This window comes from Reichenbachiella sp. 5M10 (assembly GCF_002742335.1).
Taxonomy (GTDB): domain Bacteria; phylum Bacteroidota; class Bacteroidia; order Cytophagales; family Cyclobacteriaceae; genus Reichenbachiella.
In genome coordinates, this window is the sequence record NZ_MDGR01000007.1 from 2400727 (window position 1) to 2413744 (window position 13018).

Genomic DNA, 13018 nt, shown 5'->3' on the forward strand with positions numbered 1-13018 from the left:
ATCCAACTACACCCGCTCTAGTTTTAGCGGTGCAGATTTATTTGCATTCCATTGGCAGATGTAGAGGTTTTTGTCCTCGTCGATGCACACGTCATGGCCATGCAATATTGGCTTTTCGGGCAACTGAAAACTAGGCTGCAGTGCTCCCTTTTTGTACTCCGGTGCGGTACCGCCGGGATTGGACACCACCTTGTCGCCCTCCAGTACCGTCACAAATCCCGTGTGTAGGAGCCAATTGTAATAGCCATTGGCCTCTGGTGACGACCAGCAGACGCCAGCGTACAGGTTGTCGTCATCGATCACGGCTCGGCACATAAACATGTTGTTCAAATAGACCTTCTTCACGAATTTTCCATCAAGGGTGTACCACTTGTAGGTGCTTTCGTTGCGTGACGAGCACACCACCATGGGCTGCTTCGGGTCGCGTAGGTCGAGGGTCACCCCGTGGGCATTTTTCAGGTTGTAATTCGGATCTTTGTTGCCATGCCCACCCCAGTGGCGGATGTACTCGCCACGGCTGTTGTACTGGATGATGTAGTCCATGCCATAGCCGTCCGCTACATAGATGTCGCCATTGGGTGCGACGGCCACCTCCGTGGGACGGAATGGATCTCCTTCCTTGTAAACCCCGATCGTCTGCGGATGCCCGATATCGAAGATGACTTTACCATCGACAGTCGTCTTGGCTACCCGACCATTGTGAGGCGTCCACTGCCCCTCCTTGTTGAGAAACCAGCCTGAGTCCGTCAGGTAGAGAAAATCCTCCTCGCCCTCCTGTGACAAGGTCAATCCATGCCCTCCAGGATAGGCTGTACCCCAATAATCCAGCAGTTTGCCTGACTTGTCAAAAATCAGGATGTTGTTCTTAGGATGATCGCCCATCATGATCAATCGGCCCTTGCTGTCCATCACCATCTCATGGCAGTTGAGCAGAGGATTGCGCACGGCACTGAGCTGCGCCCAATCGCGTACGAGTTTGTATTGGTAATCTCCGTGCCCCAGGATCAGCTCCGGTTCGGCGCGCTTGGTGATCACGTTGAAGCTCATCGACGGCAGGGCCGCTGCCAGTCCAGCCACCAGTGAAGTCTTCTTGATGAAGTTTCGTCTTGTTTTCATGTATATGTATCAACATCCCTCCAAGGGTTCAAAACCCTTAGAGGGTTAGTTATCTAACTCAAAATATCTTTGACCACATGGCCGTGCACATCCGTCAAGCGGAAACGGCGACCCTGATGCTTGTAGGTCAATCGCTCGTGATCCACTCCCATCAGGTGCATCATCGTCGCATGAAAATCGTGTACATGTACTGGGTCTTTCACTACGTTGTAGCTAAAATCGTCCGTCTCTCCATGCGTATATCCTGCTTTGACTCCTGCTCCAGCCATCCACATGGTAAAGCACTTTGGGTGGTGGTCACGCCCATAATTGTTGGGAGTCAGCTGTCCCTGTGAATAGACCGTACGACCGAACTCGCCTCCCCATACCACTAAGGTATCCTCTAGCATTCCTCGTTGCTTGAGGTCTTTGATCAGGGCTGCTGTCGCTTGATCTGTGGTCTGACACTGATGTTTGATTCCACCGGGCAGATTGAGGTGCTGGTCCCACCCTCTGTGATAGAGTTGTACAAATTTGACGTCCTTCTCTAGCAAGCGACGCGCCATCAGGCAATTGGCGGCATAGGTTCCAGGATCACGACTGTCTTTGCCATACATCTCAAAGATATGATCTGGTTCGTCCGACATGTCCGTCACTTCGGGCACAGAAGTCTGCATACGGAAGGCCATCTCGTACTGTGCGATACGTGCGCTAATTTCTGGATCGGCATACGCCGAATGTTGCACTTCGTTGAGTTCTTTGAGGTACTTGAGCATCTCCCCGCGATCCTGTTGGTCATAGTTTTCAGGGTTGGTCAAGTAGAGCACAGGGTCTTTGCCTGAGCGAAACTGCACCCCTTGATGCTCTGTAGGAAGGAACCCATTGCCCCAAAGGCGAGAGTAGAGCGGCTGCCCTCCACTATTTTTGGACACCAATACGATGAACGAAGGCAGGTTCTTGTTGTCCGAACCCAATCCATAACTCATCCACGAACCAATCGATGGTCGCCCAGGCAATTGATGGCCCGTTTGAAAAAACGTAATCGCAGGATCATGATTGATCTGCTCGGTGTACATCGATTTGATGAAACAAAGATCATCGACCACTTCTGCGGTATGTGGCATCAACTCACTGACCCAAGCACGAGACTCCCCATATTGATCAAACTTGTAGGCTGACGGAGCAATAGGCAAAGACGACTGCTGCGCACTCATGGCTGTCAATCGCTGGCCCTGGCGTACGGATGCAGGGAGTTCTTTGCCAAACATATCGACCAATTTGGGCTTGTAATCGAAAGTCTCAAACTGCGAGGGACCTCCACTCTGAAAGAGGTAAACCACTCGCTTGGCTTTGGGAAAGAAATGTGGCAAATCGCCCAATCCCCCATCAAAAGTAGGAGATGTAGCATTGGCAAAAAGCCTTTCAGCTCCCAACAGTGACCCGAGTGCCGCAGCTCCCAACCCCATGGAAGTCTTGGTCAGGAAATTGCGACGGTCCATTTTTCTTTCTACTTTTTGTAAATCCTTGTTATTGGATCGTATTGGTTTATGATCACACATGGTTTTATCTTTTTGTTATCGCTGCATCTGAATTAATAATCGCACTGGCTACCACCGCATTGGCAACCACTGTAGGCTGATCCAAATCGGTCTGCACGACATATTGCCCTGCTTCCAACCAACCTTTCATCTTGTCTGGATTCTGAGAAAACTTCTCCAATTCGTGCTCTCTGAGACGGAGCAAAATGGCGAGTTCTTCTTCCTTGATTTCTCGTCCCGTCAACGAGACAAAAGCGGATCGTATCCCCTGCTCTGCACTGTCTGCTTGTGAGATCTCTGCACCTATTTTTTTAGACATTTCTACATAAGCTGGATCGTTGAGCAGTACCAAAGCCTGCAGTGGCGTATTGGTTTTTTGTCGTCTCACCGTGCATTCGTTTCGATCGGGCTGATCAAAAGTCCCCTGCGTCGGAAGCGGCACACTACGCTTCCAGAAGGTGTACAAACTTCGCCTGTACATGTCACTACCACTGTCAGGCACATAGGTATTGGCATTCATTTGCCAGAGGCCCTCTGGCTGATAGGGTTTGACACTCGGGCCACCTATCGTATCATTGAGTAGCGCACTCGCCAGTAGGGCATTGTCCCGCATCATTTCGCTGGTCAGCCTCGCATTAGGCCCGCGAGCCAAGAGGACATTGGACGGGTCTCGCTCACGTAGCTGGGCATCACAGTAGGAACTTTGGCGGTAAGTGGACGACATCACGATTTTCTTTTGCAACGCCTTGACATCCCATCCACTGTGCATAAAATCCAAAGCCAACCAATCCAGCAGTTCCATGTGACTCGGCATCTCACCTTGATTGCCAAAATCCTCCGTCGTACGGACAATTCCTCGCCCAAAGTAGTTCTGCCAATAACGGTTGACAGCTACGCGTGCCGTCAGTGGATGCTCAGGCAAGAAAAGCCACTTGGCCAAGCCCAGACGGTTGCGCGGCAGACTATCTGGGAACGGCAAGATGCTCTCGGGTGTATTGGGAAATACCTCCTCACCATACGCGCTATACTGTCCCCGCTCCAGAACATAGGCTTGACGAGGTGTTTCCATTTCCTTCATCACCATGACCTGCTTGACGGGTTCTACCTCCTCGTTGAGTCTGCTACGCTGAGCCATCAATTCCGTCTGTTTGGCTCGATATGCCTTTGATTTTCTATAAAGGTAATATTCTTGTAGGATGGCCTTTTCCTCCGCCAACAGGTCTGCAGGAGCCTTGCTCAGTATTTGACCCAACTGATCGCTCTCCGCCAGTGCCGCTACTTCCAAAGCAGAAAGCGTACGGTCAAATACAGTCACTTCATCTGCACGACCCTTTCTCAACCCAATCCCCCGCCAACGTGCACCGATCATCAAACCTGGCTCCATCGGCTCAGCATAGATTTGGTCTTCATAGTCATGAAACAGGATGTCCTTGTAGAGATTATCAATGTTCACTTGGGTGACCAACTCCCTCCCATTCATGTAGAGACGCAATCCCTCTGCCTGACTCGATCCATCGTAAGTCATGGTCAATTGTACCCACTCCTCCTTGGGCAGCTCCATTTGACTTACTTCCTCGATGGCATTGTCTGGCCATGTATGTGCCATCACCATTTCAAGTTTGTTGTCTTTGAGATACAAATGATAGCCCTTCTTGCTGTGCAGCATCACGGCGATGTTTTTGTGAAAAATCACGCCCTCCTTCACAGAGTCTGGCACATATACCCACAACCCAATGCTAAAAGGTTCGCTGCGGTCGTAAATGCCTACGGGTTTCAGATCCAACCAAGCATCCCCATCCAGATCGATGGCCTTGCCTCGCTTGCCCGCTGCGAATGTCGCTGGCCCTGCCTGCTGATACATCAATCCCATCTTGCCCGACTGTCCACTGATTTGATCCATCAGGTTGTGATCCAAATCAAACTTGGCCACAGCCCCTTCTAGCAACTCCTTCTTGCTCAGCTGAGTGTATTTCCCTTCCGCTATCCAAGCATTGACCTCTCCAAGTTCCTTTTCTTTGGCCTCTGCCAAACCCTCTTCGGATTGATCAATCAATGACTCTACGTAACTAATGATCTCTTCTTGTTCTTTGGTAGGTACAAGTATGTTGGGTACAGGAATATCATCAGCGTCCCACGAGATTTGTCCCGTTTCATTGATATTGTTGAAGAAGGCAAACAATTCGTAATGGTTCTTTTGGGAAATCGGATCGTACTTGTGATCATGGCACCTGGCACAAGCCACGGTGAGTCCCATCACGCCAGTACTCAATACGGCAGTACGATCCGCCACATACTCCACTCGAAACTCCTCATCCACGATACCTCCTTCGGCATTTTGAGGATGCAGACGGTTGAAACCCGTCGCGATAATCTGTTCGCGCGATGCATCAGGGAACAAGTCCCCAGCCAACTGCCAAGTCAAGAACTGATCGTAAGGCATGTTGGCATTGAATGACTCGATCACCCAATCACGCCACGGACTCATGTCACGGTATCGGTCGATCTGGTAGCCATGCGTATCTGCATAGCGAGCCAAATCAAGCCAGTCCACCGCCATCTTCTCACCATAGTGCGGAGAGGCCAACAACCTATCGACTTGTTTTTCATAAGCATCGGGTCGCTCATCGCTCAAAAATGCCTTTATCTCTTGTGGTGTGGGTGGTAAACCTGTCAAATCAAGCGATACTCTGCGCAAGAGCAACTCCTTGTCCGCTTGCGGAGAAGGGGTCAAGCCTTTCTGCTCCAATCTAGCACTGATGAAACGATCGATGGCATTGGTCGCCCACTGTTGTCCCGCGGCAGGTAACGCTACTTCCTTCGGTGCCTCAAATGCCCAATGTGGTTTGTACACTGCGCCCTCTTCTATCCATTTGACCAAAATTGCCTTTTCATAAGCCGTCAGTTTCAGGTTAGATTCGGGGTTGGGCATGATCACTTCTGGATCTGAACTCAAAATACGATGAGCCACCTCACTCTTGGCCAAATTCCTTGGCACGATGGCATACTTGCCTGGTGACTCTGGGAGTTCCGCATAGGCTGTCGTTGCTTCATGCAATTGTAGCCCTGCTACTATCTTCCCCTTGTCTGGTCCGTGACAAGCAAAACACTTGTCCGACAAAATAGGCTTGACATGAACGTTAAAATCCAACTCTTGGGGCAGGCTTTGATAAGCTACGGCGACTTCTTCGGGCAAGTCTGGCTGACAAGCTGACAACCCGATGATCACCAAGATATACCTACACATCGTACGCCATAGGTTTTGTAATGTATTTGTCCTCTTCATGCTTTGAAAATTCACTTTTCACTTTTACAATTTGACTATCCCAAAGATGACATCATCAGCCTACCAAGCCTAATATTCGATATAGACTCCATATAGACAGAAGCAAATTTTAATCTATCTATATTGCTTCAAAAATGCATTTCATGCAGTTTTGAAAAGGTTTTCACTCGAAAAGACCAAATGACAAGACAAATAACACATAGACTCTGCTTGATTTTTTTGTTAGCAATAGGATGTAGGTCTGCACAGTCCAGCAGCAGTACAACTGCTACAGATTTACCCTTTCTGATCACGCCCAGATTCATTCAAAGTCAAATGGGAGACAGCACCACTACCCAACAAGAAAACCAGATACGTGAATGGCTAAAAAAAGGGGACACCCTGCAAGCCATACCTGCTCTCAATAAGCTCGCCATGCGCTATAGCAACCGTGTAGACTACAGTCAGGCCTATGACTGCTACTGGCAAGCGCTCCTGCTGGCAGAACAGGTCGGTGACAAACGTACCCAAGCAGACTCCTACAACGGACTGGGAATCCTCTACAGTCTCTACGAACGAAGAGACGCCGCTCTGGACAGCTACCTCCAATCCCTCACCATCAACAAGCGATTACTCGCTGCGGGTGAAATTGACTCTCTCAAATTGCGAGACAACTATTTCGCTTTAGCGATCCATTTTAGATATCAAAACGAAGTGTCTCTTGCCAATGCCTACCTTGACAGTTGTGAAAGTATCCCTCTAAAAAGTCCTTATGCCAATACCCTAGTCAAAGCCGAACGGGCCTACCTCCTGATCCAATCGCACCACTATCCAGAAGCAGAAGCACTGTTGCTTACTCTCCAAGCAGAGCTCACAGACTTCCTTCCTTCCTATCTGGTGATCTATCACTCACTACTTGGCGACTTGTACGTTGCGTGGGAGGCTTTCGCCAAAGCACAGACGCACTACCATCTGGCACTCAACTCCGCCAAAACCCATTTGGCACACCTTAATTTTGTCCCCGACACCTATTTCAAATTGTCCAAGGTCATGACCGTCCTGCAAAACCCCACAGCAGCCAACACCTACATGCAGACAGCGTATGCACTCGACCAATGGCTCTACAGTGCCAAAAGTCCCAACAATCACTTCCTATTGGAAATCAAAGACAAATACCGCGAAGAGCAAGAGCGCCAAGCACAAATCATACAAGAACAACGCCTCCGACAATTGGAACAAGAAGAGTATATCTGGATATTGAAAACCGTCGTGCTCGTAGTGACCCTCGTACTCGTGGGTTTTGCGGCGATCGTTTGGACCCGAAAAATCAGAAGAAAGCACAAACTGGAGCGCGCCGCTCTGCACCTGCGACAACAGCAGGAACAAGAAAAGAACCAGGCCATTTTGGAAGTCAAAAACAAGGAACTCACCAATACTACCCTGCAAATCATCGCCAAAGACGAACTACTTTCGGAGGTCAAAACCCAACTCACCACTCTCCAAAAAGAAGGGCATTCGCCAGAAATACGTAAACTCATCCAAACCATCCAACTCAACAAAGACCAAAGTTGGCTTGCCTTCGAGAAGCAATTTGCAGCTGTCAATAACGACTTCTTTGACAAACTGCGAGCGCAGTTTCCTGAACTCAAACCCTACGACCATAAGATTTGTGCCTTGATCAAACTGGATTTTTCTGGCAAGGAAATGGCACAACTCCTCGGAATCTCAGCAGAAAGTGCCAACACCTCCCGCTATCGCCTGCGCAAGCGACTGGGACTAGAAAAGGGTGATAATCTGAAGGAGTTTATCGACAAAGTTTAGATTTTTCACCCAAGCATGCTTTGAGTTGACCCCTCAATTGACGCATAAAAATGACCCTTGTCGAGTATTTGTCTAGTGGTCAAAAAACAAGAGCAACACGAAACACCATACTTTTACTGTATCAAAACCTGACACCTAAATTTAAAAAAACGAAAGATCACAGTACTCGTAGAAAAATGAGAAAATATTTAATTGCGCTTACCTTAATTACACTATCCACTTCGCTACTATCCGCTCAAGACTGGGCAAGTATCCCTGTTCCTGCCGAAGCTGGTCTAGGCAACAAGTGGGTTTTACAGTCCGACGCTTCGGATGATTTCAATTACACCTTTGAAGAGGCAAACCAGCAAACGAATTTTGGAGATGACAAGTGGTACAACTTCTACCACAACCATTGGGATGGACCAGGCACTACCTACTGGCAATACAACCATGTCTCAGTCGATGGACATGATTTGGTCATTCGATCGTCTCGCAATCCCAGCACCTCCAAAATGGGTGTACCTGGTGTCAATGCAGGTTGCATCACATCCAATCACCGCGTCAAATACCCCGTCTTTGTCGAATCAAATATCAGTGTGGCCAACATCACGCTCGCTTCGGATGTTTGGCTATTGAGCCCAGATGACACGCAAGAGATCGATATCATCGAGTGCTATGGAGGTGCCCAGAGCAACAACGACTTCTTTGCGCAATACATTCACCTGAGTCACCATTCTTTCATACGCAACCCCTTTCAAGACTACCAACCCCGAGACCGCAACAGCTGGTGGGGAACCGATGGAGTCACCAGTTGGGGAGAATACTGCTGGAATGAAGGGGACCGTACCTATGTGCGCGTAGGAGTCAACTGGATAGGCCCCAAACATTTCGAGTACTACATCGACGGAGTATTGGTCCGTGTGCTGTATGACAAAGCCTTTGCTAGCAACATCAATGGTACTTGGCACTATACCTACCCTAGCATGACGGACGGTCAATTGGATTTTGAAAACGGCTATCAAAAAGTAACTGAATATGCCACGGGAAGCAGCTATTCTTTTGCTACACTGAGTGAAGCAAGTGCGCTCTCCAACACCAGCGTCATCGACCCCTACGACTATCAAAATGGACAGGGGTTCACCAAAGAACTGGACATCATCATCAATGTCGAATCTCAAGATTGGCACGTCGAAGCTGGACGAACACCGAATGATGATGACCTCAGTGATCCAGACAAAAACACGATGAAAGTAGATTGGATCAGAGTCTACAAACCCATAGAAGACCCTGATTTTGTATTGTCCAACAAGGACGAAGGACTGGGCTACCAAGTCTATCCAAACCCTGCCGACAGCAACCTCTACCTATCTGCTGATGGTCAAGTCATCCGTAAGGCGACAATCTACGACCTGAGTGGTAGAGTACAACTACAAATCACTCCAAACTCCCAAAAAACCGACATTCCCTTGTCCGGATTACAACAGGGAACCTACCTCTTGCGAATTTGGACTGCTGATGGTCAGAGCACCACGGAGACCTTTGTCAAAAGGTGACGTTTGGATCAAAGACCAACCGTCCATCTGCTACTGTCCGATCACTGTAAAGTACTCAGCACTTGGGGTCATCCAACTCAAAATCAGAGTATCGCTAGCACTGACTGGTTGATAGTTGAGTACCAAGGAATAACTTCCCTCTGACAATTCCTTGATGTACTCATGATCTGTGACATCTTCTCGAATGACAACTTGGTCGTTGATTTTGAGAGATCCAACACCTGTTTTGTGCAAGCGAAAGAGGTACTTGCCAGGCACCTTGATTTCTACCTGTCCACTGACCTGAACCATCTTTCCCTCCAAGGATGCAAAAGCCCTCGCACCCCAAAAGCAGACTTGATCGCCATGACCAGAGCGAAGCACCTCGGAGTTTCCATTCGTCGATACTTCCATTCGAAATCTCCCACTCTCCATTAGATCCCAATCGGAGACTTGCTGAGGAGTACACTGCTGAAACCATGTCTGTTCCATACTATGGATTGCTAAAACCCAATCCACCATCGCGTCAATTTGCTCCGGTTTGAGCAGTGGGTGTGGTGACATGTATCCACCATACCACAATCCTCCTCCTCCCTCGGCGATCTTGTTGGCGAGACGTTTTTTCAGCGCTGCATCTGGACTGAGATAGCGACGCGACACATCCAAATAAGGAGGCCCAGCTACACGGTCCACTACACTGTGACAGGCGAAACAGTCATTTCGTAGCATGAGTTGTACAGCCTTGGGTTTGGCATGCACCACCTCCGCTTTGTGTGATATAGAACCGCATCCCTCAAAACTCAAAAAAGCGACAATAACAAGAACAACCCTTTGTTTCACTGTCATATAATCACTTTTGACCTTGATGATAGGCATCCATCCGATCCATCGCATCTTTTTCATATTTGCGCTGCAACTGCCACTTGGGTCTATCTAGCGTGCATTCCCAGTCGAACAATTGCTTGTACATGTCGCGTACTTTGTCAGGGTATTGATTGGCCAAATCGTACACTTCGCTTTCATCTTTAGAAAGATCATACAGTTCGGCGGGACGATCAGGGTAGCGTAACAGCTTCCAGTCCCCCATACGTATGGCACCACGGTTTTCCTTCTTCCAGTACAAGACCTCGTGGGGGCGTTCTTGATTTTCTCCACTGACATAGGGCTTTAAATCAACCCCATCCAACTGCTTCAATTCATCCACATTGCCTCCTGCCAACTGCACAAACGTCGGCAATAAATCGAGGGTACTCACCGGAAAAGGATAAGTCGTATGGGCAGAAATCACACCCGGCCAACGCATCAGCATCGGGACACGTATGCCTCCCTCCAAGTGGTTGGCTTTCGTGCCACTCAACGGAGCATTGATGGAAGCGTTAGCGTCTGAGGGACCGCCATTGTCGTTGGTAAAAACCACGAGGGTATTGTCGTCCAATCCGAGTTTTTTGAGCGCTTTGAGCACGCGACCACAAGCACGATCCATCGACAAAGTCATGGCTACCAGTTGCTGTCGTTTGCCCGTAAGTTCTGGGAACTCCTTCAAGTCCTTGGGGTCGGCTTCCATCGGTGTATGCACCGCATTGAATGACAACATGGCGAAGAATGGCTGATCTCTATTGCGTTTCATAAAAGCGATGGTCTCATCAGCCAGGGCGTCCGTCAAGTACTTTTCAGACTCTTCAAAATTACCAAAACCACGCTCCAAATAATCCTCTTGACGGTGATTGGGATGCTCATCATTGTATTCGAAGTAGCTCCTCGCACCTCCACGGAAACCATAAAACTCATCAAAACCACGCTTGGTGGGGTGAAACTGATCGTCATTGCCCAAATGCCATTTGCCAAACAGTCCTGTACGATACCCCTGCTCCTTCAGATAATTGGCAACAGTCACTTGGTCTAAAGGCAGCCCCATCATGTCGTCAGGTAAACAAGATTCACTCATATACCCCGGCACGTTATTTTCCTCATAGCCAAATCGCTGCTGGTATCTCCCTGTCAGCAGCCCAGCCCTAGACGGCCCACAAACGGCCGCAGACACGTATGCCTGTTCAAAACGCATACCTTCGGTGGCCAACTGATCCAGATTTGGCGTCTTGATCTCCCCGCTACCCTGAAATCCAAAATCCGCATAGCCAGCATCGTCTGAAAATATCAGCAGCACATTGGGCTGTGCATGTACCGTCGGGTAAGTGAAACATAAAAACCCGAGCAGGCTATAGGCTCCCATTATTCGCTTTAGCGATTTCATAGGTTGTCCTTCAATATCTCATTCAATTCATTTGTCAACTCGGCTACTACTTCAGGGTTTTGTGCCGCGACGTTTACCTGTTCGCTAGGGTCATTGGCTACATGGTAGAGCTGTGGGATAGTATCCATTCCCCCTTCCACGTCCTTATCCTTTAGCCACGCAGGATAGGCTTTGTCAGCAGGCACCGGAGCGATGTATTTCCAATCCTTGCTGCGAATCGCCATGGTGTATGCCTCTTCGAGCATGTACTTTCGCCCTTGCGCCGAGCGCCCAAGCATGGCCTCCATCTGGTTTTGACTGTCGCTCAGTTCGCTGTCTGTAGCCTGTACACCGGCCAGCGCACTCAAAGAAGCCAACAGATCCACTTGCGTGAAAAGTGCCTCTGACACGGCAGGCTGCACCTGTCCCGGCCAGTAAACGATCGTCGGTACACGCGTGCCCGCTTCGAAGGCAGAATACTTACCTCCTCTGTATATGCCGCCAGGTAGATGGTCACCGAGCAATTCGACGGCCTGATCATCATAGCCATCGTTGAGCACTGGGCCATTGTCGCTGGTGAAAATCACCAAGGTATTCTCAGCCAATCCCAAACGCTCGACTTCATTCAGTATCTGACCTACTGTCCAGTCCATTTGCACGATCGCGTCCCCTCTCACACCCATGGTAGAGGCACCTTGAAACTGCTCATTGGGTAAGCGGGGAACGTGGATGTCATGAAATGAATAGAACAAAAAGAAAGGATCATCCTTGCTCTCCTGGATGAAATTAATCGCCTTTTGATTGAGCACCTCAGGAAAATCTTCGTCTACCCAAAGTGCCTCTTCACCACCGGCCATGTAGCCTATGCGGCTGATGCCGTTGACGATCGTTTCGCCATGCTGACGATCCGCTCCATAGCGCAGCAACTCCGGATGCTCGTATCCCAGCGGTCGGTCGCCAATGGGCGCTCCATAGGACACACTGATCGGATCATTTGGATCCAAATTCACCACTTCATGATTTTCGAGATACACCGTGGGTACTCGATCACCCGTGGCAGGCAACAAATAGCTGTAATCAAAACCTATCTCCAACGGACCCGGCGATACCGATCCATTCCAATCAATGTTGCCATTGCCCAGACCCAAGTGCCACTTGCCAACTACTGCGCTGCGATAGCCCGCACGCCCAAGCAACTTGGGCAAGGTCATCTGAGCCGTATCGATCAACAATGGCGCATCACCGGGCAACACGGCAGCTTGATTGCGAAACGCATATCGCCCTGTCAACAGCGAATAACGGGATGGCGTACAAGTAGACGCCCCACTATGGGCATCTGTCATGCGCAAGCCCTGTGCAGCCAGTCGATCCACTACGGGTGTTTGCACGCCCTTAGCTCCATAGCAGCCAACATCTCCATAGCCCAAGTCATCTACATAGAATATGACGATGTTGGGTTTTTCCACTATCGTTCTTTTTTGCACTTGCTCTTGACAGGAAACCAAGCCCCCAACCACGGCGAGTAGAATAAATGTTTTGATGTATCTGTATTGCATCC

Annotated in this window: 8 protein-coding genes; 2 read left to right on the top strand and 6 right to left on the bottom strand. The window is 49.2% G+C overall.

Features of this window, described 5'->3' with window-relative positions; all coding sequences use genetic code 11:
- Positions 1-6 precede the first annotated feature (6 nt).
- Genes BFP72_RS09645 through BFP72_RS09655 form a run of 3 tightly spaced genes read right to left on the bottom strand, consistent with a single transcriptional unit; the run spans position 7 to position 5877 of the window.
- Positions 7-1116, bottom strand: coding sequence for a 6-bladed beta-propeller (locus tag BFP72_RS09645; protein WP_185123724.1), 1110 nt, complete (start codon positions 1114-1116; stop codon positions 7-9).
- 53 nt (positions 1117-1169) lie between these two features.
- Positions 1170-2654: a DUF1501 domain-containing protein gene (locus BFP72_RS09650; RefSeq protein WP_073124369.1), complete on the bottom strand. Its 1485-nt coding sequence runs from the start codon at positions 2652-2654 to the stop codon at positions 1170-1172.
- A 4-nt stretch (positions 2655-2658) separates the two neighbouring features.
- A complete protein-coding gene (locus BFP72_RS09655) occupies positions 2659-5877 on the bottom strand; it encodes a DUF1553 domain-containing protein (protein WP_099600744.1) in 3219 nt (1072 codons plus the stop codon).
- A 354-nt stretch (positions 5878-6231) separates the two neighbouring features.
- Between BFP72_RS09655 and BFP72_RS09660 the strand changes: the two genes are divergently transcribed.
- Together BFP72_RS09660 and BFP72_RS09665 are read left to right on the top strand one after the other, a co-directional pair.
- Positions 6232-7716 carry a tetratricopeptide repeat protein gene (locus BFP72_RS09660; RefSeq protein ID WP_099598941.1) on the top strand — a complete coding sequence of 495 codons (1485 nt, stop codon included), beginning with the start codon at positions 6232-6234 and terminating at the stop codon, positions 7714-7716.
- A 176-nt stretch (positions 7717-7892) separates the two neighbouring features.
- Positions 7893-9251, top strand: a complete 1359-nt coding sequence (locus tag BFP72_RS09665; RefSeq protein WP_158233361.1) for a T9SS type A sorting domain-containing protein — start codon at positions 7893-7895, stop codon at positions 9249-9251.
- Between the two features lie 30 nt (positions 9252-9281).
- On the opposite strand, the gene BFP72_RS09670 is transcribed toward BFP72_RS09665, so the two are convergent.
- From BFP72_RS09670 to BFP72_RS09680, 3 genes are read right to left on the bottom strand one after another with little or no spacing between them, the layout of a single operon-like run.
- Complete coding sequence (locus tag BFP72_RS09670; protein WP_158233362.1) at positions 9282-10076, bottom strand: c-type cytochrome; 795 nt, start codon at positions 10074-10076, stop codon at positions 9282-9284.
- Between the two features lie 4 nt (positions 10077-10080).
- Positions 10081-11481 (bottom strand): sulfatase, encoded by a 1401-nt coding sequence (locus tag BFP72_RS09675; protein WP_099598943.1) that lies wholly within the window; start codon positions 11479-11481, stop codon positions 10081-10083.
- Positions 11478-13016 (bottom strand): arylsulfatase, encoded by a 1539-nt coding sequence (locus tag BFP72_RS09680; protein WP_099598944.1) that lies wholly within the window; start codon positions 13014-13016, stop codon positions 11478-11480. The genes BFP72_RS09675 and BFP72_RS09680 overlap by 4 nt, the downstream gene beginning before the upstream one ends.
- Positions 13017-13018: the final 2 nt, after the last annotated feature.

Excerpts from the sequence above, each read along its gene's own strand:
- BFP72_RS09660 (WP_099598941.1), top strand. The coding sequence starts at position 6,232 with ATGGGAGACAGCACCACTACCCAACAAGAAAACCAGATACGTGAATGG.
- BFP72_RS09645 (WP_185123724.1), bottom strand. The coding sequence starts at position 1,116 with ATGAAAACAAGACGAAACTTCATCAAGAAGACTTCACTGGTGGCTGGA.
- BFP72_RS09675 (WP_099598943.1), bottom strand. The coding sequence starts at position 11,481 with ATGAAATCGCTAAAGCGAATAATGGGAGCCTATAGCCTGCTCGGGTTT.
- BFP72_RS09670 (WP_158233362.1), bottom strand. The coding sequence starts at position 10,076 with ATGACAGTGAAACAAAGGGTTGTTCTTGTTATTGTCGCTTTTTTGAGT.
- BFP72_RS09655 (WP_099600744.1), bottom strand. The coding sequence starts at position 5,877 with ATGTGTAGGTATATCTTGGTGATCATCGGGTTGTCAGCTTGTCAGCCA.
- BFP72_RS09680 (WP_099598944.1), bottom strand. The coding sequence starts at position 13,016 with ATGCAATACAGATACATCAAAACATTTATTCTACTCGCCGTGGTTGGG.
- BFP72_RS09665 (WP_158233361.1), top strand. The coding sequence starts at position 7,893 with ATGAGAAAATATTTAATTGCGCTTACCTTAATTACACTATCCACTTCG.
- BFP72_RS09650 (WP_073124369.1), bottom strand. The coding sequence starts at position 2,654 with ATGTGTGATCATAAACCAATACGATCCAATAACAAGGATTTACAAAAA.